Below are 24,430 nucleotides of genomic sequence, written 5' to 3'. Positions count from 1 at the left end.
AACCCAATATCTGGTGCTTAAACGACCACTTAAACTGGCACGGATTTTAGGTTAGTAGTGACTAACTTTTTAGCTTTCTACAAGCCTTAAATATACTGATTGCAAGTACTATTCGAAAAAATGATCGAGGCTTAAAATAATTTAACTTAATATCGTACTTAACACCTAAACACGATATGTGGTGTTGAAATTATCATCAAGCCCCAATATGTAGTGCTAATTAATCTTGCGACACCGTATATAGTAGGTAGTTAACGTCTACATTGCGGTCAGAAAGATAAAAGCCCTGGGAAACAGGGTCCATATGTAAGCCGGTCATATCTCGTGGTAGCAAACCGGCATCATCTGTCATCTGCATAAGTTCAGAAGGTTTAATGAATCGAGAATGATCGTGAGTGCCTTTTGGCACCAGCTTTAATAAATACTCAGCCCCAACGATCCCCATCAAATAAGACTTTATATTTCGGTTTAATGTAGAGAAGAAAACATGGCCACCAGGCTTAACTAATTTAGCGCAAGCCCGCACTACCGAAGCAGGGTCGGGAACATGTTCAAGCATTTCCATACAAGTCACTACATCGAACTCGCCTGCATGACTGTCTGCGAAGGATTCAGCGGTAACACAGTGGTAGTCAACATTGATGCCCGACTCTAAACCGTGAAGCTTGGCAATTTCTAAAGACGCACTTGCCATATCGAGCCCAACAACTTCAGCACCGGCTTTCGCCATAGACTCAGCCAATATGCCGCCACCACAACCAATATCGACCACTTTCTTGTTAAACAAGCCATTGCTGTGTTGGTTAATAAAATCTAAACGAAGTGGGTTAATTAAATGTAGGGGTTTGAACTCACTTTCAGGATCCCACCACCGTGAGGCTAACTCTGAAAACTTATCAATTTCCTGCTCATCAACGTTTGTCATTTATATTTTTTCCTTTCTGCGCCTGCTTATTGTTTTGCACTAATTTATAGCATCGATTTTTATATACCGATTTTGCAAAAGAACGCACATGACTGATGCCGCTCGACAGATAGAAGATATCTGCGATTAATTAAACACTGCCTATATAAGAGCAATAACATAACGCAAAACCAGCGTTAAGGCATCGTTTTTGGCACTTGAATGCAGTTTCGAGTGCCTGCTTGAACGAAAAATAATCGCTTGTTAACGAGTACGTAAGGAAGGGCAATTAAGCGCTACATAAATGTGTCATCAAGTGTTACACTCGAAGCAAGATTATGAGCCCATAATAACAATGCAAATCTATCGTTTGCTTCTCTATATTGTGTAGATTGAGCTAGATAGATAATGCAGAACAAACCGAAAAAAAGGGATTAAGCAGTTTATGTCTGATAACGCTAACGAAATCCTCCCCGTTAATATTGAGGAAGAGTTAAAGAACTCCTATCTCGATTACGCGATGAGCGTTATTGTCGGGCGAGCATTGCCTGACGTGAGAGATGGTTTGAAGCCTGTACACCGCCGTGTGCTGTTCGCAATGAACGAACTGAAAAACGACTTCAACAAACCATACAAGAAATCTGCCCGTGTGGTAGGTGATGTAATTGGTAAGTATCACCCACATGGTGATTCTGCGGTATACGATACTATTGTACGTATGGCCCAGCCATTCTCACTTCGCTATATGTTGGTAGACGGCCAAGGTAACTTTGGTTCGGTAGATGGCGATTCAGCCGCTGCGATGCGTTACACCGAAATACGTATGGCAAAAATTGCCCACGAACTTCTTGCCGACCTCGATAAAGAAACCGTCGACTTCGTACCTAACTACGATGGCACTGAACACATTCCAGAAGTGTTACCTACTAAGGTTCCTAACTTACTGGTAAACGGTTCTTCTGGTATCGCGGTAGGTATGGCAACTAACATTCCGCCACATAACTTAACTGAAGTTATCAACGGCTGTATTGCCCTTATTAAAGACCCATCAATTACGATTGATGACTTAATGCTTCATATCCCTGGTCCTGATTTCCCTACTGCCGCTATGATCAGTGGTCGTAAAGGTATTGATGACGCTTACCGTACCGGTCGCGGCAAAATATACATGCGCGCCAAAGCGGAAATTGAAACGGAAGATAACGGTAAAGAAACCATTATCATTAATGAAATTCCGTACCAGGTTAACAAAGCTCGCCTTATTGAAAAAATTGCTGAGCTAGTTAAAGAAAAACGTATCGAAGGTATTTCTGCACTACGTGACGAGTCTGATAAAGACGGTATGCGTATTGTTGTTGAAGTAAAACGTAACGAATCAGCAGAAGTACTGCTTAACCATTTATATGCCAATACGCAGTTACAAACGGTATTCGGTATTAACATGGTTGCGTTAGATAACGGCCAGCCTAAAGTCTTTAACTTAAAAGAGACCTTAGAAGCCTTTATTCTGCATCGCCGTGAAGTCGTTACCCGCAGAACGGTATTTGAACTACGTAAAGCTCGTGACCGTGCACACATCCTTGAAGGTTTAGCCATTGCGCTAGCCAACATCGACCCAATTATTGAGCTAATTAAAGCCTCACCTGGCCCTGCTGATGCGAAAAAAGCATTAGTCGCACAAGGGTGGGATTTAGGCGATGTTTCGCAAATGCTTGAACGTGCTGGTGATGATGCTGCACGCCCAGATTGGTTAATGCCTGAATTTGGTATTCGTGACGGACAATACTTCCTTACCGAACAACAAGCACAAGCTATTCTAGACCTTCGCTTGCACAGACTAACTGGTCTTGAGCACGAAAAAATTCTTGAAGAATATAAACAGCTTCTAGACGTTATCGCTGAACTACTTCACATCCTTAATAGCCCAGAGCGATTAATGGAAGTGATTGAAGAAGAACTTGAGAAAATTCGTGACGAATTTGGTGACGCGCGCCGTACTGAAATTACTGCTGCTAGTCACGATATTGATATTGAAGACTTAATCGAACAAGAAGACGTTGTAGTTACCTTGTCTCGTGAAGGCTATGTGAAGTATCAAAAACTTAATGATTATGAATCTCAGCGTCGTGGTGGCCGTGGTAAATCCGCTACCAAGATGAAGAATGAAGATTTCATAGAGAAGCTACTCGTTGCGAATACTCATGACCACATACTTTGCTTCTCAACCCGTGGCCGTTTGTACTGGTTGAAAGTGTATCAATTGCCGTTAGCGAGCCGTAACGCGCGTGGTCGTCCAATTGTGAACATTCTTCCTTTAGAAGATAACGAGCGTATTACTGCAATTCTACCTATCAAAGAATTTGAAGAAGGTAAGTTTGTATTAATGGCGACGGCTAACGGTACGGTGAAGAAAACCGATTTAAGCCTTTATTCACGGCCACGTTCAAGTGGTATCATTGCTGTTAACTTGAACGAAGGTGATGAACTAATTGGTGTTGACATTACCCATGGTGATGACGACATTATGTTGTTCTCAGACGCGGGTAAAGTGGTTCGCTTTAACGAAAAACTGCGTGACAGCGAAACAGGTAACGTTAAATTAGATCCTGAAACTGGCGAAGAACTATTAGCACTACGTCCAATGGGTCGTACCGCTACCGGTGTTCGTGGTATCAGATTACAAGACGACCAACGCGTTGTGTCCCTAATTGTACCTCGTGGTGATGGTCCTATCCTTACTGCCACAGAGAACGGTTTTGGTAAACGTACACCGCTAGAAGATTACCCAGCGAAGAGCCGTGCTACACAAGGTGTAGTATCGATTAAGGTTTCTGAGCGTAATGGTAAAGTGGTTGGCGCGGTTCAAGTTGATGAAGCCAATGAAATCATGCTTATTTCTGACCAAGGTACTTTAGTACGTACCCGCGTTGGTGAAGTATCAGTGGTAGGTAGAAATACCCAAGGTGTTCGCTTAATCCGTACTGTTGAGAACGAACACGTTGTTGGCTTACAACGTATAGAAGAAGTAGTAGAAGAATTGCTAGAGTTAGATGAAGATGGCAATCCAATCGCTATAGAAGAACCTATTGAGCAAGAAGAAAACGCTGCACAAGACGGCGACAGCTCAACGACAGAAGAGTAGGGTATTGCCCGCTTAATTTAAAAGCGGGCAGTTATCGGTGTTCTTTATTACAAGCGGCTTAGGCCGCTTGTTATTTTATAGGTGTTGAAAAACGCAATGAAAGAGGTTTTCAATTTTAGCGCTGGCCCGGCAAAGTTGCCTGAAGCCGTAATGCAAAAAGCACAAGCTGAATTTACTAACTGGCGCGACTCAGGTTGCTCGGTAATGGAAGTCAGTCACCGCGGAAAAGATTTCATCGAGATAGCAGCCAAAGCTGAACAAGATTTGCGCGAATTACTCTCGGTTCCTAAAAATTATCATGTTCTTTTCACCCATGGCGGTGGACGTGGTCAATTTGCAGCGGTTCCCCTTAATTTATCGTCTGCTTCAGACACCAGTCTTCACTTAGTCAGTGGGTCTTGGTCTGATGGTGCGGTGAGTGAAGCTGCGAAATACAATAATGCTGTAGTGGTAGGCGAGCTTTCTAAAAAAGAGGGTTTGCATTACATGCCGCAACCCTCACTGGCCAATGTAGATCAATCTGCAGCGTATTATCATTTCTGCCCGAATGAAACCGTTGACGGTATCGCCTACGATTGGTTACCAGAGTCTGGCGATGTACCGCTGGTTTCTGATATGTCTTCTACTATTTTGTCTCAGCCTGTTGATGTTGCTAAACACGGTCTTATTTACGCCGGTGCGCAGAAAAATATAGGCCCAAGTGGTTTGTCGGTAGTGATTGTTCGTGAAGACTTAGTGGGCAAAGCCCGCAAAGAAACACCGTCAATTTTCGACTACGCATTAGCCGCTAAAGCTGATTCTATGTATAACACGCCGCCCACGTTCTCGTGGTATTTGGCGGGGTTAGTGTTTGAGTGGCTCAAAGAGATGGGCGGCGTTGATGCTATGGCAAAACGCAACAGCGAAAAAGCATCATTGTTGTATTCTGCAATCGACACTTCTGATTTTTATGGTAGCCAAGTACACCCAGACAATCGTTCTAAAATGAATGTGCCGTTTCAGTTGGCTAACCCAGAATTAGATGCACTATTTTTAAGCCAAGCACAAGATGCTGGTTTAATGGCATTAAAAGGTCATCGCTCTGTAGGCGGAATGCGTGCCAGCATTTATAACGCTATGCCCGTTGAAGGGGTGATGGCGTTAGTAGAATTTATGCGTGAATTTGAACGAGTAAACGGGTAGTCATGGAACAGTTAACATTAGAACCTATTAGCAAAGTATCAGGGGAAGTAAACGTTCCTGGGTCTAAAAGCCTGTCGAACCGAGCATTACTGCTTGCTGCATTAGCTGAAGGCGAAACCGAACTAACAAACTTGCTTGATAGTGAAGATATTGAGCATATGCTAAATGCGCTAACCAAACTTGGCGTTACTTATTCACTTAGTGAAGATAAAACTCGCTGTAAAGTAGTGGGTAACGGCGGGGCGTTTTCAGTTGCCGAGCCATTAGAACTTTTCTTAGGTAATGCAGGTACGGCAATGCGCCCACTATGCGCTGCACTCGCTGCAAGTAAGGTAGAAGTCGTACTTACCGGTGAGCCGCGCATGGAAGAGCGCCCTATAGGCGATTTGGTTGATGCATTACGCATGGGTAACGCGGAAATTGAATACCTTAAAAACGACGGTTTTCCTCCGCTACAAATTAAGGGTAAGACGTTATCCGGCGGTGAAATGGAAGTAGACGGTAGTGTGTCGAGTCAATTTTTGACTGCACTATTAATGTCTGCACCGTTGTTTACTGGTGAAGTGACCATTCGTATTAAAGGCGAATTAGTGTCAAAACCGTATATCGATATTACCCTAGATACCATGGCGAAGTTTGGTGTTGAAGTGAACAATGATAACTATCAAACATTCACCATTAGTGCAGGGCAATCATATCGTTCGCCAGGTAAATTTATGGTGGAAGGTGATGCTTCATCGGCTTCTTACTTCCTTGCAGCCGGCGCCATTAAAGGCGGAACGGTACGCGTAACCGGAATTGGTAAAAATAGCATCCAAGGTGATATTCGCTTTGCCGATGTGCTTGAAGCCATGGGCGCTAAAATCACTTGGCATGATGAATATGTGGAAGTAACAGGGGCTCCACTTAAGGGTGTAGACATGGATATGAACCATATTCCTGATGCGGCCATGACCATTGCCACTACTGCGCTATTTGCACAAGGGCCAACCAGTATTACTAACATCTACAACTGGCGAGTAAAAGAGACTGACCGTTTAAACGCCATGGCCACTGAGCTTAGAAAGTTGGGTGCAGAAGTAGAAGAAGGGCATGACTATATTAAAGTATGGCCAACGGATACGTTAAAGCATGCTGCCATTGATACCTATAACGATCATCGCATTGCCATGTGCTTTTCGTTAGTAGCACTCAGTGATACGCCGGTAACCATTAACGACCCAGGTTGTACCCGCAAAACCTTCCCTGATTACTTCACACGGTTTGCCACACTCTATTCTTAGTCTGAAAAAAGACCTTATTTCGTTTATAGCGTATTATTTTTAAAACGAAATTTAGCCTTATGTACAATGCCATCAACGCTCGATGGCATTGCTTATCTCTACTTAACGCGTATAATTGCGCGCGATTTTTACGTATTTTATAAATTCTGGAGCAGGTATGCATTCTACACCCGTAGTCACGGTTGACGGTCCCAGCGGTGCAGGTAAGGGAACGTTAAGTAGCTTACTCGCAAAGAAGCTTGGATGGCACTTTTTAGATAGCGGCGCGATTTATCGTGTTCTGGCTGTCGCAGCTCTACACCACGACTTACCGTGCGACGATGAAGAATGTGTTGTTCCGTTAGCAACGGGTCTTGATGTAAGTTTTGAAACTGACAAAGACACCACACGTGTCATTTTGGAAGGTGAAGACGTAACTGACGACATTCGTACTGAAGAAGTGGGTAGTGTTGCATCGAAGGTTGCCGCGTTACCTCGCGTTCGTGAAGCTTTGCTTCGACGTCAACGTGCTTTTCAACAAGATCCTGGCCTTGTCGCCGACGGTCGAGACATGGGTACAGTGGTTTTCCCCGACGCAAAAGTGAAGATATTTCTTACCGCTAGCGCCGAAGCCCGTGCTGAACGTCGCTATAGCCAGTTGAAAGCTAAAGGTATGGATGTTAATATTGCGCGCCTTTTAACCGATATCAAGGCCAGAGATGAGCGAGATACACAACGTTCAGTGGCGCCATTGGTACCGGCTCAAGATGCGGTAATTATAGACTCAACGGACTTGGATATAGACCAAGTCTTTGAAAAAGCGATGGATATCATCAATTCGCGCCTTTAAGTAAGGTGAGTTTTTAAGATATTCAAAGCAGTGCTACCACAGGGAGTGGCGGCTTTTACTAATAACCCCACGTTATCCGGATTTGAAGCGTGGATATCAACTTAAAGTTAATTTAAACCTTATGACTGAAAATTTTGCACAACTTTTTGAAGAAAGCTTACAAGAACTAGAAACACGTCCAGGTTCAATTGTAAAAGGTACTGTAGTTTCTATCGACAAAGACATCGTTCTTGTTGATGCAGGCTTGAAATCAGAAAGTGCTATCCCAGCTGACCAATTTAAAAACGCTGAAGGCGAGCTTGAAATCGCTATCGGTGACGAAGTAGATGTAGCTCTAGACGCAGTAGAAGATGGTTTCGGTGAAACAATCCTTTCTCGCGAAAAAGCGAAGCGTCACGAAGCGTGGGTTGAGCTGGAAAAAGCTTACGATGATAAAGTTACCATTAAAGGTATTATCAACGGTAAAGTTAAAGGCGGTTTCACTGTTGAAGTTAACACAGTGCGCGCTTTCCTTCCTGGTTCATTGGTTGATGTACGTCCAGTACGTGACACAACTCACCTTGAAGGCAAAGAGCTAGAATTTAAAGTTATCAAACTTGACGCTAAGCGTAACAACGTTGTTGTTTCACGTCGTGCCGTTATTGAAGCAGAAAGCAGCGCAGAGCGCGAATCTCTTCTTGCTAACCTTGAAGAAGGCCACGAAATCAAAGGTATCGTTAAGAACCTTACTGATTACGGAGCATTCGTTGACCTTGGTGGCGTAGACGGTCTACTACACATTACCGATATGGCTTGGAAGCGCGTTAAGCACCCAAGTGAAATCGTAAATGTTGGTGACGAAATCAACGTTAAAGTACTTAAGTTCGATAAAGAGAAGCAACGTGTTTCTCTTGGCATGAAGCAAATGGGCAACGATCCATGGCAAGAAATTGCTTCACGTTACCCAGAAGGTACTAAGATCTCTGGTCAGGTTACGAATCTTACCGATTACGGCTGCTTCGTTGAAATCGAAGACGGCGTTGAAGGTCTTGTACACGTTTCTGAAATGGATTGGACTAACAAGAACATCCACCCATCTAAGGTTGTTAACCTAGGTGACACAGTTGACGTTATGGTTCTTGAAATCGACGAAGAACGTCGTCGTATTTCTCTAGGCCTTAAACAGTGCATCGACAACCCTTGGGAAACTTTCGCTAAGTCACACGAAAAAGGTGACAAAGTGTCTGGTAAGATCAAGTCAATCACTGACTTCGGTATCTTCATCGGCCTTGACGGCGGCATCGACGGTCTAGTTCACCTTTCTGACATTAGCTGGAACAAGTCTGGTGAAGACGCTGTTCGTGACTATAAGAAAGGCGACGAAATCTCAGCTGTTGTTCTTCAAGTTGACCCTGAGCGTGAGCGTATCTCTCTTGGCGTTAAGCAAATCGAAGAAGACCCTTTCAACAAGTATCTGACAGATAACAAGAAAGGTGCTATCGTTGTAGGTACGGTTACTGAAGTTGACGCTAAAGGCGTTACAGTTAACCTTTCTGAAGAAGTTGATGGCTACATTCGCGTTGCAGATTTATCTGTTGACCGTATTGAAGACGCAACTGAAGCTGCTAACGTTGGCGACAGCATCGAAGCGAAATTTATGGGCGTTGACCGTAAAAACCGCACCGTTAACCTATCTGTGAAAGCAAAAGATCAGGCTGACGAAAAAGAAGCTATCGACAAGGTTAATCAGCAAGAAGATGCTGGTTTTGCTAGCGCAATGGCAGAAGCATTTAAAGCTGCTAAAGGCGAATAATAAGCTATATGTGGGAGTGTCTTGCACTCCCTTGTTCGCAGTAGCTGTTTAACGATAATATTGAAACGAGGTTGGTATGACCAAGTCTGAATTAATTGAACGGCTCGCGGATCAAGCGCGTCAAATTCCTGCGAAAGATCTTGAACTGGCAATTAAAGAACTTCTCGAACAGATGGCCCAGACCCTTCAAAAAGGTGACAGGATTGAAATTCGAGGCTTCGGCAGTTTTTCATTACATTACCGCGCTCCGCGCGTGGGACGTAACCCAAAAACTGGCGAAACAGTAGAGTTAGATGGAAAATATGTCCCTCACTTTAAGCCAGGAAAAGAGCTTCGAGAAAGAGTAGACGCCTCCATAGCTTAAATAAAAAAAACCGCACATGTTGCGGTTTTTTTATATCTATTGAAAAAAAATTTGGTATATTCGTTACTTAAGTTTAAATTTATATCTGGATGCAGGTTTTATTTTCAAATCTGAATAGATTGTAGTTAATTAAATACGGTGCATGGTGTACCAATGTCGGCCGGCGAAGAACAACAAATCATAAAGCAGTATCAGCCGCTTATTCGTGCCTTAATTCCTTATGAGCAAGATAATCGCTTATTGGAAGGTATTAATAAATTTTCAAAGCGGCTCCCAGGCAATATCCGCAAAATCATTAAAGAGGAAGTCGTTAGGCTTACGTCTTTAACTGATGCATCTGCGGACAATTCTGCGTTCGCAAAATTCCCTGTCATGAAGTTCAAACATTTTGGCATCCCCATGCGTTTAGACAAAGTGGGCGCTAAAATCCTTCAAAATGAAACTGCCTTATATCAAGAACGATATACCGTAGGTGTGTTTGAATCGGTGATGAACTCCGATTTTTATCAAACACAAATTAAGCGCGATCAATTTAAAAAAATTGTTGAAGCATTTAATGTAGAAAGCCAGTCATTTACTGATATAGATTTTGGTGATGACATTGCTGTAAGACCCAACTTCACCGTGTCTTCCGTAGATTTTGAAAAGGGCAGGCACTGTACGGTTAGCTCCCTTTCTTTTACAGGTATTGCTGTAGAAACAAAACGACCGCCTAATGCGACCACTGGTGATATTGTTACCTTCGTTATACCAGAAGTGATGGGCTTAACCACCGAGCCGACTGAAATTACCTATGAGCTGGATGCGATAAAGTACAATAAACACCTTGGTAAGTATGAATCGTTTTTCATTATGTCTTCAGAAACAGATCTGACGTTACTGAATAGTTTAAAGCGGTACATTAAAGGCACGTCGTATAAACAGCCTTTGCAGCGAGACTTAGAAATTGAAAGGGCAATGCAAGACCTCGAACGAGATCGTATTTTAGAAAATAGCCCGTGGTTGCCAGTATTTCTTTCTGCCCATCAAAAATCCCTTAAGCCAATTATTGCGCTATTTACTAAAGCGAATGTGGATAATAACAATTCAGAAAAATTACTGGCGAGTCTGCAAGACAAAGCGCATTTTGAAAATCTGGTTCAAGAATTAAAAAAGTACAATGAAGCTTTTGTCTTTCATGGCATCATTAAAACTAAAAATGGTGCAATTACCATCACTGCAACCCATCGCCAACTTGTAGAACTTGGTCAGCTCAATGCTATCGTTTATCTACTGGTTAAAAGTGGGGAGTTTACTTGTACGCAGTGTCGCTTAGAAGATTTAAGCCGTGAAGACAAAGTAAAAGCATTCGCTATTCATGATATCCCTAGCAAAGAGTTTGAGCATCTTGCTGCGTTAAGCCACGTAATGTACTGCCGAGATATCTCTATGTACCTTACTAATTTAACCCTAAGCGAAAAGTGTGATTTTAAACCCTTATCGAAAACGCTGCGGGCTTCGGGCGACAACTGGTCCATTGATTTTGTGATGGAAGATGATCTTGATAGGCGTTCTGAGACCCGGTATATCATCGATAAAGTCGCCATGATAAAAGTAGGGCTGTTATCTTCAATTAATGTACGTGTTGCCGATTTATCTGCCAGTGGTATGAAGATAATGGTTGCACCAGGCACTGAACTGCAAAATGAAGTGCGGGTATCGGTACCAGACCTTAAAATTAAAAACGAGAAATATAAGGTTGTTCACTATGACGCTTCGTCAGGCGTTGTACGCCTATGCTTAGAAGATGTAAAAAAATCTAAAGCTGGGGCAAGTGTTGATGCCATGGTTGAGGAAAATTCCGCGTATTTCAAAATTAGAGATATAGCGCGTATTCAACGCTCAACCCATCGATTTATTTGGGAGCTAGCAGTACGTCATATGCCTTCGCTCGCTGTACTTTGCGTAATGAACAGGCATATTCTGGATAGACTTAAAACCGTTTATCAAAGCGATTCATCTGACGATTTATACCCATTTTCACGTACCGCCAACATTATTCCATTACATGGTTTTTTTGCCGATAAAGCGGTGGCTAAGCCTAAATCTATGATGCTTGATGCCATGTTTAAAGGCGATGTTGAAAACAATCTTGTGGTGCATTGTGTACGTAAAAGCGACAATCGCTTGGTATACATAAAAGAAAGCGATTTTCTTTATTCTAAATTACGCACACAAATTCAAAATCAGCTAGAAGAAGATAAAGTGCAAGTGAGTGCCACTAATGTAACGGCTATACGCTGTTATGGCGCCACTACACCGCTGACAAAGAAGCGCTTAGCACAGCTGTCTAAACTTGATAAGGCAATGTACGATAAATTAGAAACCATGCAAGCTGGCTATACACACTGTATTTTTGTGACTAATATGTCTGCATTGCATCACGACTTGGTTATGGCCAAATTAATTGCAAAGCAAGAGCGCCCTTTATCAGAAGATGAAGCCACCGCCTAACGCTAAGTAAGCACAACTAAAACCTTGGGTTTTGGTGTTATCTCTTGCTGCATTTTGCTATTCTTTATTAATTACGTACAAGAAGGGTTTGGTCTTGAAAGGGATCCTCACAATACTCGCCATTTTGGTATTACTGACATTTGCGTTTGTCATTGGCACACAAAACGAAGCCTATATCACCGTTAACTATCTTATTGCTCAAGCTAACATGCGGGTTTCCACCCTTATTGCTATTGCGCTTTCTTTGGGTGTGTTAGTAGGGATACTTATTATGTCAGCAAGCTGGTTGCGTTTACGCGTACAGTTGTTGTCGGCGAATTCAAAAATCAATAGCCTGAAAAAAGAACACTAATATGCTCGAACTGCTGTTTTTACTTTTGCCTGTTGCAGCAGGTTACGGATGGATTATGGGCCGTAACAGTGTTCGCCAAGCACAACGTAAACAGTCTAGTATTCTGTCTAAGCATTATTATAAAGGCTTAAATTTCCTCCTTTCCGATCAACCAGATAAAGCGGTAGACACCTTAATCAAAATGATTAATGTGAACAGCGATACGGTTGAAACTCACATTGCGATGGGCAGCTTCTTTCGCCACCGCGGCGAAATAGACAGAGCCATAAAGGTTCACCAAAACCTAGTAAGCCGTGACGAGCTGCAACCTACGCAACGTGAAAGCGCGTTAAAAGAACTTGGGCATGATTACACTCACGCTGGTTTCTTAGAACGGGCTGAAAACGCCTTTCTTCAACTACTCAATAGTGATAAGCACTATTTGGTTGCGCAAACACAGTTATTTAGTATTTACCAAACCACCAAAGAATGGGACAGAGCCATTGAACTTGCTGAGCGCATGGTGGAATGTCATGGCGACAACGATGATGTGTGTGAACGTTTAGCGCATTTTTATTGTGAACATGCCGTAGCGAAGCTAAAAGACGATGATCAGGGCTCTGCGTTGTCCTTGCTTCAAAAGGCCGTTAACGCCGATGAGCATGCCGTAAGACCTTGGTTAATGCTTGGGCAGCTTGCACTTCAACAACAACGTTACAGCGACGCACGGGCGTATTTTGTGCAAGTGGCAGAGCGTGACATTAATTGGTTCAGTGAAGCGGTACCTAGTTTAGAAAAAATTGCGGAAGAAACCGGAGATTGGGATAATTTCGCCGAGAGCTTAGAAGCCCATTGGCAAGAATGTGCAACCTCGTACCTTGCTATGGTTGATGTATTGTTGAAAAAAGGCGATACCACGCAAGCGGCGGATTATCTATTAGAACAACTACGTAAACGCCCAACCATGCGTGGTTTCAAAACCTTAATGGGTTTGTATATCGACCAATTAGACGATAAAACCTCAGCAGAGAGCTTACGTATATTAAAAGAATTAGTAGAAAAGCAAATGTTGCAACGCCCTAAATACCGCTGCCATAGCTGCGGGTTTTCGGGGCGTAAACTCTACTGGCTATGTCCTTCATGTAAAAAATGGGGCGTAGTAAAACCGATAAAAGGGCTAGACGGAGAATAACTTTACCATGCAAGAACCTCGCGTTATTGTTGCACTCGACTATGACAACCAAGAACAAGCACTTTCGTTTGTTGACCAATTAGATCCCAGCCTGTGTAAAGTTAAAGTGGGCAAAGAAATGTTCACCTTATTTGGCCCTGAGTTTGTAAAATCTTTAGTGGCGAAAGGCTTTGACGTTTTTCTTGATTTGAAATTTCACGATATCCCCAACACAGTGGGTAAAGCATGCAAAGCAGCCGCTGAACTTGGCGTGTGGATGGTAAACGTGCACGCCAGCGGTGGACTTCCAATGATGCAGGCTGCCAAAGAAGGCATTGCGCAAAGTAGCCGTCCTGAAACCAAATTAATTGCGGTTACTGTACTCACCAGTATGGATCAATCGCAGCTAAGCGGCGTGATTGATAATGTAACACCCGAGCAACAAGTGTTGCGCCTAGCGTCGTTAACTGCCCAAGCGGGCTTAGATGGTGTAGTGTGTTCTGCTAAAGAAGCCGCGATGCTACGTAATGAAATTGGCGACGACTTTTTGTTGGTGACTCCGGGTATTCGCCCTAAGGGGAGTGATGCGGGCGATCAAAAGCGTGTAATGACGCCATCAGAAGCAATCGACAGTGGGGTAAGTTATTTAGTAATGGGACGACCTATTACGCAAGCTAGCGACCCTATGGATGTATTGAAGCAGGTAAACGCCTCTATTAGCTAGTTGCCGACTAGCTAACTTTAAACAAAAAATAACAAAAGAATACACACAAAAGAACGCCCAGTAGTGTCGCATTCAATATGCTAACCACTTACTGGGCGTTTTTATTTACTAGTACTTATATAAGTACTAGTAAGCCAAACATTTACTTATGCGCGCTTACGCGTTAAGTGCTTCTTGTGCAGGTGTGTAAGTTAAACCTAACTTTTCACCTAATGCATCAACGACTGCTTTATAGGTTACTTTGCCTTCATGAACGTTAAGACCGTTCAATAAATGCTTATCTTCAAGCATAGCTTTAGCAGGGCCTTTATTCGCCAATGCTAAACCAAACGGTAGCGTCGCATTGTTAAGGGCCATCGTTGAAGTACGTGCAACTCCACCCGGCATATTCGCAACACAGTAATGCACAACGTCTTCAATGATGTATACAGGGTCTTGGTGTGTAGTGGCTTTAGAAGTTTCAAAACAACCACCTTGGTCAATAGCAACGTCTACCAATACAGAGCCTGGCTTCATGGCCGCAATTTGTTCGCGGTTAAGCAGCTTAGGTGCTGCAGCGCCAGGAATTAGTACAGCGCCAACAACAAGATCAGCTTTTGAAGAATAATGCTCTATAGCATCAACCGTTGAGTAAACCGTTTTAACTTGGCCGTTAAAAATGTCATCTAACTGACGAAGGCGAGGAAGTGAACGATCTAGAATAGTGACGTCAGCGCCTAGGCCTAAAGCCATTTTAGCTGCTTGCGTACCTACAACACCGCCACCAATAATAAGCACTTTACCCGGAGCTACGCCAGGAACGCCGCCCAATAGCGTACCGCTGCCGCCGTGTGCTTTTTCTAAATAATGTGCACCGGCTTGAACTGACATGCGGCCAGCCACTTCGCTCATTGGCGCTAATAATGGCAAACCTCCACGGTCGTCGGTTACGGTTTCGTAAGCGATGCAGGTTGCGCCAGAAGCAATAAGGAGCTCTGTTTGCGTAGGATCAGGTGCCAAATGAAGGTAAGTGTAAAGGGTCTGGCCTTTACGAAGCATTTTACATTCATTCGTTTGAGGCTCTTTCACTTTAATAATCATTTCTGCTTCAGCAAAAACTTGCTCAGCAGTTGATGCGATAGAAGCACCAGCTTCAACGTACATTTCATCGGTAAAACCAATTGCATCACCGGCTAGCGTCTCAACTAACACTGAATGACCATGACTGGTAAACTCTTTTACTGCCGCAGGCGTTAAGCCAACGCGATATTCATGGTTCTTAATTTCTTTTGGTACACCGATTAACATAACTTTTCCTCTAATTGATTAGCCTAGTGGCTCACTTGCCGATTATTATTTGATTCAGTATACGTGAGATAAAAACGAACTATGTGCTGAAAAAATATCAGTTGCAGCATATAATCTGGCATAGCGTGATTAAGTCGGAATAAAATATGCTGGTAAAAACTCCAAAACACCTTGACCGAATAGACAGGAATATACTGATTTCGCTACAAAAAAACGGGCGAATATCAAACGTGGAATTGGCGAAAGACGTGGGCTTGAGCCCTAGTCCTTGTTTAGAGCGAGTTAAGCGGTTAGAGAGCCAAGGCTATATAAAAGGCTACCATGCCGTGGTTGATCCAGAAAAGCTGGGTGCGGCCATGCTCGTTTTTGTAGAAATAACGTTAACGAAGACGTCAGTAGATATCTTCGCAGAATTTTCTGCGGCAGTTAGGCTCCATGACGATATTCAAGAATGCCATCTTGTCTCTGGGGATTTTGATTTCTTGCTAAAAGCACGGGTTGCAGACATGTCGAGTTACCGTAGATTATTGGGCGACACCTTACTGCGCCTTCCAGGTGTGAGTGAGTCACGAACCTATGTAGTCATGGAAGAAGTGAAAAGTACAACATCACTTCGGATTAATTTGAAGTAATGAAAGCATGGCTCAATTATGGGCATTTGTGATAGGCTGTGCAAAAACACAGTGGTTATTGTTAGTGTAAATTTGACTCGCAATAGTGGGTGTACGTAAACCGATTTGTAATACACCTTATTAATAAATTACTTATTGAAAACATTACGATAATATTGGCACTGCATTTGTATTCTTCTTTATCGATAGAATTATCACAACATCGAAACATCAATTTAGTTTAATAAGTGACTTAGGGTTATGACGCAATTAACAGGGATTCAGCGAATTTGGGAAGCCGGCATGATAATAGCCTGTGTCTTCGCCTTTTTCTTATTGCTGGCATTAGTATCTTTTCATCCGGGTGACCCTGGCTGGAGCCAAGCCGGCTTGCAATTAGACGTACATAACTGGGTAGGGTCTACCGGCGCGTGGAGTGCCGATTTATTACTTTTCTCTTTTGGCTTTTTAGCTTACCTACTGCCTTTTGGTGCCGCCTTTTTAGGTTGGTTCTTATTCCAGCACATAAAAGCCTTGGAAGAGTTCGATTACCTCACAATTGGTTTACGAATTATTGGTGGTTTATTGATGGCACTGGGTGCCACGGGAATTGCCAGTATAAATTTTGACGACATATACAACTTTTCTGCCGGCGGCTTTGTTGGCGATGTTATTAGTTCAGCCCTTGTGCCGTACTTTAATACCGCAGGCACTATTTTATTGCTTTTGTGTTTTTTCTGTACTGGCTTTACTTTACTCACGGGTATTAGCTGGTTAAGTATTGTAGACAGACTTGGTGAAATGACGCTTTGGTTTGGGCGCAAATGTGTCTCTTTACCCCAACAGGCACTTGCGCTCGATATGCCAAGGCTTGCGCTTCCTTCTCGTAGTGCAAAGTCTGAAAATGATGAATTAGACATAACCAGCATGCGTGCAGAGCCCGCAGAAACACCTGAACCTGTCTATACGCCGCCACCTCAGGCAGAGCGAAGTGAACCTTCATTTGGTGTTCCTGATGATGTGTTTGATGATGACGATGTTCCGCCTTTTGAAAATCAGCGTCATGCTCCTTCAGATACCGAAAGCAAACCTAAGTCGAGTTTTTCTTTATCTGGTATGCGTGAAGCAGTGCGCAATAAAGTGAAAGAAGCCAAGCCTTCTAGTAATGACGAAGCTGCAGTTAATCGCCAAGATACTCAGTCGCAGTCTGATGAAATGATTGAGCCAACCTTCGATATATCGCAAACCGATACGTTAGATGAAGCGCAAGCGACTGAGGCACAACACACTGCTGAGCCTGTTAATGCAGAGCCATTAGACGCGCAGCCTGCGCCTGCTCCCGAATCAGCACCAGCACCACAGCCAGCGCCTAAGCCAGTACATCAACCCTTTACACCAGTGGCGATGGGAGCAAAATCCATTACTCGTCATGAAGGGGAGGGGAGCGAACCTATTACGGCTATGCCTTCGTTCGACTTGCTTGAGCGTGCAGATAAACACGAAAACCCTCTCACTCAGGAAGAGATAGACGGTATTTCAAGGCTAGTTGAAGAGAAACTGGCTGACTTTAATATTGAAGCCACGGTAGTGGGTGTTTATCCCGGCCCTGTAATTACGCGTTTCGAGCTAGATTTAGCGCCTGGGGTGAAGGTAAGCAAAATTACGGGGCTATCTAAAGATTTAGCACGCGCCATGTCGGCCATATCGGTGCGTGTAGTAGAAGTTATTCCAGGTAAATCTGTTATAGGCTTAGAGCTTCCAAACAAAAAACGTGAAATGGTGCGTTTAAGTGAAGTGATTGGCGGCGATGCATTCCAGCGCAATAGTTCACCGCTTACCATGGTGTTAGGTGCAGATATTTCCGGTAAGCCTGTGATAGTAGATTTGGCTAAAATGCCTCATTTGTTGGTGGCAGGTACAACGGGGTCAGGTAAATCGGTTGGGGTTAACGTTATGATCTTAAGCTTGCTTTATAAGAGCACGCCAGAAGATGTACGTATGATCATGATAGACCCGAAAATGCTTGAGCTATCGGTATATGAAGGCATTCCGCATCTGCTTGCCGAAGTGGTAACCGACATGAAAGAAGCGGCCAACGCCCTTCGTTGGTGTGTAGGCGAGATGGAGCGTCGTTATCGCTTGATGAGTGCCTTAGGGGTAAGAAACCTAAAAGGCTACAACGCAAAAGTGGAAGAAGCGATTGCTGCTGGTACGCCTATTCAAGATCCGTTGTGGAAGAGTGAAGAAAGCATGGAGCCCCATGCGCCTGATTTAGAAAAGCTGCCTGCTATTGTGGTTGTGGTAGATGAATTCGCCGACATGATGATGATTGTAGGTAAAAAGGTGGAAGAGCTTATTGCTCGTATTGCGCAAAAAGCCCGAGCAGCTGGTATTCATTTAGTTTTGGCTACGCAGCGACCTTCGGTAGATGTTATTACCGGCCTGATTAAAGCGAATATTCCAACGCGTATTGCATTCCAAGTTTCCAGTAAAATTGATTCACGAACTATTTTAGACCAGCAAGGTGCTGAAGCACTGCTAGGTATGGGTGATATGTTGTACTTGCCACCAGGTAGCCCAGTACCTACACGTGTGCACGGCGCGTTTGTAGACGACCATGAAGTTCATGCTGTTGTGGCAGATTGGAAGCGTCGAGGTGCGCCTAAATATATTGATGAAATATTAAATGGTGAAGCGTCCGCCGAGGTACTTTTACCCGGTGAACAAGCCGAAGGTGAAGAGCAAGAATTTGATGCATTTTATGATGAAGCCGTCGCCTTTGTTACCGAAACAAGAAGGGCAAGTGTTTCTAGTGTGCAACGCAAATTCAGAATTGGTTACAATCGCGCCGCACGATTAGTGGAACAAATGGAATCTAGTGGCGTCGTAAGTGCACAGGGTCACAACGGTAACCGCGAAGTATTAGCTCCGCCAGCGCCTAAGGATTAAAAAGAATGAACAAAGTAGTACCTATTATGATGGCAATGGCGCTAACGGCGCCGTTAAGCTTATCTGCAATGCCGGTAGAGGCAATTAATGATATCAGTGGTGAGGCCGCAGTGGTGGTTGAATCTGCAACAAAGCCTGAATTTACCTCTCACAGTGCTGAACAAATTTCAAAAGCCGATGATGCAAATGTACTTTTAAAAAAACGCTTACATGGATTACAGCAATACCAAGCTGCTTTTAACCAAACGGTAACGGATGCCCAAGGTAATATTGTGCATGAAGCCCAAGGTACCCTAACCATGATGCGCCCCAATAAACTTCGCTGGGAAACCACCTTTCCTGATGAAACCTTGCTGATTGCCGATGGTGAAGCGGTTTGGAATATCGATACCTTCGTTGAGCAGGTGACTATTATTTCGCAAGACCAAGCGATTAAAGACAATCCTATTGTTTTATTAACGGCTAACGACGATGAAACTTGGAATAGCTTTGTGATCAGTAAGCTTGATGACGCGAAGGCCAGTTCAACGTTAGAGCAATACCAAATTGTGCCTAAATCGACAGATGGCCAAATAAAGTCACTGACATTAGGGTTCAACAGCGACGGTATTCTGTCGACGCTAGATATGCTTGATGCACAAGACCAAACCAGTGCGTTAGTGTTTAGCAACCAAGACTTAGATTTTGCTATTGATACTGCTAAAGATAACCTATTCTCTGTAGACGTGCCGCAAAGCTATATTATTGATGATCAGCGATAGCAAAGAATAGATGATTAACGATAACAAAGAACCGCTTGAACCTTTTGCGCCATTAGCAGCTAAAATGCGGCCGGTGACTATAGATGAGTATGCCGGCCAGTCGCACCTACTAGGCACCAACAAACCATTACGTAAAATGTTAGAAGCAGGCCATTGCCATTCTATGATTTTATGGGGCCCGCCAGGTACGGGTAAAACGACGTTAGCCGAGCTTATTGCCACCTATACCAATGCTTCGGTTATTCGCATTTCAGCGGTAACTTCTGGTGTTAAAGATATTCGTGCTGCAATGGATACCGCAAAAGAAAACTCTCGCTATAACCAACGTACCTTGCTGTTTGTGGACGAGGTACATAGATTCAACAAAAGCCAGCAAGATGCGTTTTTACCCTTTGTAGAATCTGGCACCGTCACTTTTATTGGTGCCACCACTGAAAACCCCTCATTTGAATTAAATAATGCATTGCTTTCTCGTGTTCGGGTTTACGTACTTAAAGCGTTAGAACAAGAGGCGCTCGCTGAATTAATGCAACGCGCGCTAACTGATGAAGAAAAAGGGTTAGGTTCACGCAGGTTAAGTATTGAGGAAGATGCCAGTAACGCATTACTAGGGTTGTGCGGCGGCGATGGTCGAAGGTTACTAACGTATTTAGAGCTAGCAGCCGACTTTACCGAGAACAGTGTTATTTCTATTGCCGATATTGAACAAGCCGTAGGCGAAAAAATTGCCAGCTACGACAATAAAGGTGATACATTTTATGACTTAATATCGGCGTTTCATAAGTCGGTACGGGGTTCAGACCCTGATGCTGCGTTATATTGGTACGCACGTATATTAGACGGTGGTGGCGACGCGCTGTATGTCGCTAGACGATTACTGGCCATAGCTTCGGAAGATATAGGCAATGCCGACCCTAGAGCCATGCAGTTAAGCATAAACGCCTGGGATACCTTTCATCGCGTAGGGCCTGCTGAAGGTGAACGTGCAATAGCGCAAGCTGCTGTTTATTGTGCCTTAGCGGCAAAGAGTAATGCCGTTTATATGGCATTTAGCCAAGCGAAAGCATTAGCAAGAAAAACCTCTGATGCGCCTGTGCCCATGCATTTACGTAATGCGCCAACTGACTTAATGAAAGACTTAGGCCATGGCGACGGCTATCGGTATGCCCATAACGAACCTAATGCTTTTGCCGCAGGAGAGGTTTACTTGCCCGATAGCATTGCAGGCACTCGTTTATACGAACCTAACGAGCGCGGTTTAGAAAAAGCCCTTAAAGCAAAACGTGACTATTTAGACAAGCTTAACAAACACGCGCAACATGCGCGTAATAATCAAAAACGGTGAATATTGTGCCTCAAGGCGTTATTTTATACTGCTATATTGCAGCGGGCGGGGCGTTTGGGGCTTGCTTGCGTTATTTTTGCACCACAACCATAGATTCTTGGTTTGGAAAAAGTATGCCCTTTGGTACACTAGCGGTGAACGTTGTAGGCTCATTTGCTTTAGTTACGCTATACGGCTTTATTGAGCGCAACGAATTAACCGACTCTCCCTTTCGTGCATTAATTGGGGTAGGGTTGTTGGGCGCGTTTACTACATTTTCAACATTCTCTGTGGAAACGCTCACATTATTAGAAAACGAGCTGTGGTTAAAAGCCATTGCTAACATATTTCTTAACGTTGGCGCTTGCTTATTAGCAGGTTGGCTAGCTATTGAACTCATGAAAGGATAAGTAGGAACACATGTTAGATCCAAAGTGTTTACGAGGCGATATAGAAGAAACTGCCAAGCGTTTGGCTGCCCGTGGTTATAACCTCGATGTAGCAACATTTAACTCGCTAGAAGAAAAAAGAAAAACACTTCAGTCCAAAACACAGGATCTGCAGAACGAACGTAATGTTCGAAGTAAGTCCATTGGTAAAGCAAAGTCACAAGGCGAAGATATTGCGCCTTTGTTGACAGAAGTGGGCAAATTAGGCGATGACTTAGATGCGGCTAAAGCTGAGTTAACGGTATTGCTTGATGAAATCACGGCCTTTACCCAAGGCATTCCTAACTTACCGCATGAGTCGGTACCTGAAGGTAAAGACGAAGACGACAACGTAGAGATTTCACGTTGGGGTGAGCCACGTACTTTTGATTTTGACGTGAAAGATCACGTTGATATTGGTGAAGGGCTAAATAACAGCTTAGATTTCGCTACGGCGACTAAATTGACAGGCAGCCGCTTCGTAGTGATGCGCCGTGATATGGCTCGCTTAAACCGTGCCATTGCCCAGTTCATGTTGGATGTTCACACCACCGAACATGGTTACGATGAAATGTACGTACCGTTTTTGGTAAACGCCGACAGCCTGTATGGCACAGGGCAATTACCTAAATTCGGTGAAGACTTATTCCATACTCAACCGGCAACAGAAGAAGGCCAAGGGCTTTCACTTATTCCAACGGCAGAAGTGCCGTTAACGAATATTGCCCGTGATGAAATTCTAGACGAGAAATCGCTACCGATTAAAATGACCGCGCATACCCCTTGTTTTCGTTCAGAAGCAGGCTCGTATGGCCGTGATACCCGTGGTTTGATTCGTCAGCATCAGTTCGACAAAGTTGAGCTTGTACAGCTAGTGAAGCCTGAAGATAGTTTCGATGCATTAGAGGAACTTACTCAGCACGCAGAAACTATTTTACAGAAGCTTGAATTGCCATACCGTAAAGTGTTGCTTTGTACTGGTGACATGGGCTTCGGCGCATGTAAAACCTACGATTTAGAAGTATGGTTGCCAGCGCAAAATACGTATCGTGAAATTTCATCATGTTCAAACATGGTAGATTTTCAGGCCAGACGTATGCAAGCCCGCTTCAGAAATCCAGAAACGAACAAGCCTGAGTTGCTTCATACATTGAATGGTTCTGGTTTAGCGGTTGGCCGCACGTTGGTAGCTATTTTAGAAAACTACCAACAAGCTGACGGAAGTGTAACGGTACCTAAAGCCCTTGTTCCTTATATGAATGGTGTAGAAGTGATAAAAGCGTAAGCCTTTAAGGCATGCGCTTTGAGGCATGCACTTTGAGGCATAGCCTTTAAGGTCTAGAGCCGACACCTACATTTCATATTTAATGACTATTATAAGCTCGTAGATGTTCTATCTGCGAGCTTATTTGTATGTGGGATATAAATAGCTAAAGGCAAATGGCTTCGTACATTGGTATTACCGTGTAGTACTTGTTAATTAAAGTGAAAATCGCTGCCTGAGAAAGCGCGCTACACCGTCTTCATTATGATGTCCAATCACTTCACTGGCTGCGTTTTTGATAACAGTCTTAGCGTTGTCGGGGGCGTAACATTCATTAGCCAATTCAAACATGCTTAAATCGTTGTCGCTGTCGCCAAAACAAATAACATTGGTAGCACCCAGTTGTTGTTTCAAATTCATGACCGCACTACCTTTACTTGCTGCACGGTGGTGAATATCCATCCAACTAAAAGAATTTCCCTCTATTGCGGGCCCTGAATACGCAATAAGGTTTTCAACGTCGTTAATGGTTTTCCACATATTCCTAACTGTTGTATTGTCGCCAATCATACTGATGTTGGTTATTTTAGCGGAAAGGGAAAGTTGGCTTATCGGGCGAAGTATTGCGTTTGTCTTTTTAAAATATTTGTCTAGTAAATTTTGTTCTATTGGGTGTTTTGCCGTGGGGTGATAAACAACATGAGATGTGCCATCAATAACGTTAACAAAAGGGGTGATATCATTTTGATGCGCAAGATGAATAATGAATTCAAGCTCATTAGTATTGACTAGGTTTTCGAGGGTTAATGCATTGGCTGTTGGGTCCCATATAGCCACACCGTTATTATAAATATGGGGCAGCAGAAAGTTATCTTCTGCAATAATGCTGTTAGCGGATAGCATGGTTCTGCCCGTCGCTACTGTATATGCAATACCGTTCTGTTTCAGCAGAGCTAAGGTCTCACGGGTAAAGCTTGAAATTTGTGATTCGCTATTTAACAGCGTCCCGTCTAAATCGAAGAAAATAAGATCCATGTGTTGCTCCTCTTTAACCTTAATGAGTGCCTAATCGTTTGCGCTAGCTTAAACTGGTTTTACAAGCACTTTGCAGGCTTAGGTAACCCAGCAAGTTTGGTAGCTTGCTTGGCTGGCCCTTTAGGGAACAAACGTTGTAAATAACGGCTATTACCTTTTTCTGGCCCATATTTAGCTGCCATCGCTTTCACTAGCGCACGGATAGCAGGGCTAGTTTCAAACTCTTCATAAAAGTGACGTACAAAGCGAATAACTTCCCAATGAGGCTCACTGAGTGTAATGTTTTCGTTTTCTGCTAGGGTTGGCACCATATCTTCACTCCACAAGGTATGATCAAGCAGATAACCTGCTTTGTCAGTAGGGATGGCTGTGCCGTTAAATTCAAAATGAAACTGTTCTTGGGTCATTAATAATGCTCTGTAATTGACGCATTGGGCATTGTACGTGTCAGTGTTAGGTTTTACTGCTGCGCAAAGACGTGGATGCTTAAAGGTACAAATATGAATGATAAAGGTTTAAACGCCTTATTTAAGTTAAGTGCTTGAACAACGACCTT

20 protein-coding genes are annotated in these 24,430 nt (G+C 43.5%); 16 read left to right on the top strand and 4 right to left on the bottom strand.

Going from position 1 to position 24,430, the window contains the following annotated elements:
- Window positions 1–220: 220 nt before the first annotated feature.
- Window positions 221–925 (bottom strand): bifunctional 2-polyprenyl-6-hydroxyphenol methylase/3-demethylubiquinol 3-O-methyltransferase UbiG, encoded by a 705-nt coding sequence (gene ubiG / locus JKP82_RS17630; protein ID WP_159530454.1) that lies wholly within the window; start codon window positions 923–925, stop codon window positions 221–223.
- 424 nt (window positions 926–1,349) lie between these two features.
- Here ubiG and gyrA point away from each other — a divergent pair, with 424 nt between their 5' ends.
- From gyrA to pyrF, 10 genes are all read left to right on the top strand, one after another.
- The gene (gyrA, locus tag JKP82_RS17625; RefSeq protein WP_159530452.1) at window positions 1,350–4,046 is read left to right on the top strand and encodes a DNA topoisomerase (ATP-hydrolyzing) subunit A; all 2,697 of its coding nucleotides are present in this window, start codon (window positions 1,350–1,352) and stop codon (window positions 4,044–4,046) included.
- 96 nt (window positions 4,047–4,142) lie between these two features.
- Window positions 4,143–5,228 carry a 3-phosphoserine/phosphohydroxythreonine transaminase gene (gene serC, locus JKP82_RS17620; RefSeq protein WP_218398043.1) on the top strand — a complete coding sequence of 362 codons (1,086 nt, stop codon included), beginning with the start codon at window positions 4,143–4,145 and terminating at the stop codon, window positions 5,226–5,228.
- 2 nt (window positions 5,229–5,230) lie between these two features.
- Window positions 5,231–6,511: a 3-phosphoshikimate 1-carboxyvinyltransferase gene (gene aroA, locus JKP82_RS17615; RefSeq protein ID WP_218398042.1), complete on the top strand. Its 1,281-nt coding sequence runs from the start codon at window positions 5,231–5,233 to the stop codon at window positions 6,509–6,511.
- A 157-nt stretch (window positions 6,512–6,668) separates the two neighbouring features.
- Window positions 6,669–7,340 (top strand): (d)CMP kinase, encoded by a 672-nt coding sequence (gene cmk / locus JKP82_RS17610; RefSeq protein ID WP_013784169.1) that lies wholly within the window; start codon window positions 6,669–6,671, stop codon window positions 7,338–7,340.
- A gap of 121 nt (window positions 7,341–7,461) precedes the next feature.
- Window positions 7,462–9,132, top strand: a complete 1,671-nt coding sequence (gene rpsA, locus JKP82_RS17605; RefSeq protein ID WP_013784168.1) for a 30S ribosomal protein S1 — start codon at window positions 7,462–7,464, stop codon at window positions 9,130–9,132.
- A 76-nt stretch (window positions 9,133–9,208) separates the two neighbouring features.
- Entirely contained in the window at window positions 9,209–9,496 is a 288-nt protein-coding gene (ihfB, locus tag JKP82_RS17600; RefSeq protein ID WP_013784167.1) for an integration host factor subunit beta, read from the top strand.
- Window positions 9,497–9,649: 153 nt separating this feature from the next.
- Window positions 9,650–11,989 (top strand): PilZ domain-containing protein, encoded by a 2,340-nt coding sequence (locus JKP82_RS17595; RefSeq protein ID WP_218398041.1) that lies wholly within the window; start codon window positions 9,650–9,652, stop codon window positions 11,987–11,989.
- 94 nt (window positions 11,990–12,083) lie between these two features.
- Window positions 12,084–12,341 carry a LapA family protein gene (locus tag JKP82_RS17590; RefSeq protein WP_041452528.1) on the top strand — a complete coding sequence of 86 codons (258 nt, stop codon included), beginning with the start codon at window positions 12,084–12,086 and terminating at the stop codon, window positions 12,339–12,341.
- 1 nt (window position 12,342) lies between these two features.
- Window positions 12,343–13,512, top strand: a complete 1,170-nt coding sequence (gene lapB / locus JKP82_RS17585; protein WP_057791946.1) for a lipopolysaccharide assembly protein LapB — start codon at window positions 12,343–12,345, stop codon at window positions 13,510–13,512.
- A 7-nt stretch (window positions 13,513–13,519) separates the two neighbouring features.
- Window positions 13,520–14,215: an orotidine-5'-phosphate decarboxylase gene (pyrF, locus tag JKP82_RS17580; RefSeq protein WP_159530442.1), complete on the top strand. Its 696-nt coding sequence runs from the start codon at window positions 13,520–13,522 to the stop codon at window positions 14,213–14,215.
- A 156-nt stretch (window positions 14,216–14,371) separates the two neighbouring features.
- Here pyrF and ald read toward each other — a convergent pair whose 3' ends face one another.
- Window positions 14,372–15,502: an alanine dehydrogenase gene (gene ald / locus JKP82_RS17575; RefSeq protein ID WP_218398040.1), complete on the bottom strand. Its 1,131-nt coding sequence runs from the start codon at window positions 15,500–15,502 to the stop codon at window positions 14,372–14,374.
- A 146-nt stretch (window positions 15,503–15,648) separates the two neighbouring features.
- Between ald and lrp the strand changes: the two genes are divergently transcribed.
- From lrp to serS, 6 genes are all read left to right on the top strand, one after another.
- Window positions 15,649–16,134, top strand: coding sequence for a leucine-responsive transcriptional regulator Lrp (gene lrp / locus JKP82_RS17570; protein WP_013784161.1), 486 nt, complete (start codon window positions 15,649–15,651; stop codon window positions 16,132–16,134).
- A 240-nt stretch (window positions 16,135–16,374) separates the two neighbouring features.
- Window positions 16,375–19,062 carry a DNA translocase FtsK gene (locus JKP82_RS17565; RefSeq protein WP_218398039.1) on the top strand — a complete coding sequence of 896 codons (2,688 nt, stop codon included), beginning with the start codon at window positions 16,375–16,377 and terminating at the stop codon, window positions 19,060–19,062.
- Between the two features lie 5 nt (window positions 19,063–19,067).
- Complete coding sequence (lolA, locus tag JKP82_RS17560) at window positions 19,068–19,823, top strand: outer membrane lipoprotein periplasmic chaperone LolA (protein WP_126873201.1); 756 nt, start codon at window positions 19,068–19,070, stop codon at window positions 19,821–19,823.
- A 10-nt stretch (window positions 19,824–19,833) separates the two neighbouring features.
- A complete protein-coding gene (locus tag JKP82_RS17555; protein ID WP_218398038.1) occupies window positions 19,834–21,168 on the top strand; it encodes a replication-associated recombination protein A in 1,335 nt (444 codons plus the stop codon).
- A 5-nt stretch (window positions 21,169–21,173) separates the two neighbouring features.
- Entirely contained in the window at window positions 21,174–21,557 is a 384-nt protein-coding gene (crcB, locus tag JKP82_RS17550) for a fluoride efflux transporter CrcB (protein WP_159530424.1), read from the top strand.
- 10 nt (window positions 21,558–21,567) lie between these two features.
- Window positions 21,568–22,860, top strand: coding sequence for a serine--tRNA ligase (gene serS / locus JKP82_RS17545; RefSeq protein ID WP_218398036.1), 1,293 nt, complete (start codon window positions 21,568–21,570; stop codon window positions 22,858–22,860).
- A 195-nt stretch (window positions 22,861–23,055) separates the two neighbouring features.
- Here serS and JKP82_RS17540 read toward each other — a convergent pair whose 3' ends face one another.
- Together JKP82_RS17540 and JKP82_RS17535 are read right to left on the bottom strand one after the other, a co-directional pair.
- Window positions 23,056–23,874, bottom strand: coding sequence for an HAD family hydrolase (locus tag JKP82_RS17540; RefSeq protein ID WP_218398034.1), 819 nt, complete (start codon window positions 23,872–23,874; stop codon window positions 23,056–23,058).
- A gap of 59 nt (window positions 23,875–23,933) precedes the next feature.
- Window positions 23,934–24,281 carry a TusE/DsrC/DsvC family sulfur relay protein gene (locus JKP82_RS17535; RefSeq protein WP_159530418.1) on the bottom strand — a complete coding sequence of 116 codons (348 nt, stop codon included), beginning with the start codon at window positions 24,279–24,281 and terminating at the stop codon, window positions 23,934–23,936.
- Window positions 24,282–24,430: the final 149 nt, after the last annotated feature.

The organism is Alteromonas lipotrueae (assembly GCF_019249215.1).
Taxonomy (GTDB): domain Bacteria; phylum Pseudomonadota; class Gammaproteobacteria; order Enterobacterales; family Alteromonadaceae; genus Alteromonas; species Alteromonas lipotrueae.
Note: the sequence above shows the minus strand (reverse complement) of the source record. Positions and strands in the feature narration are given on the sequence as shown.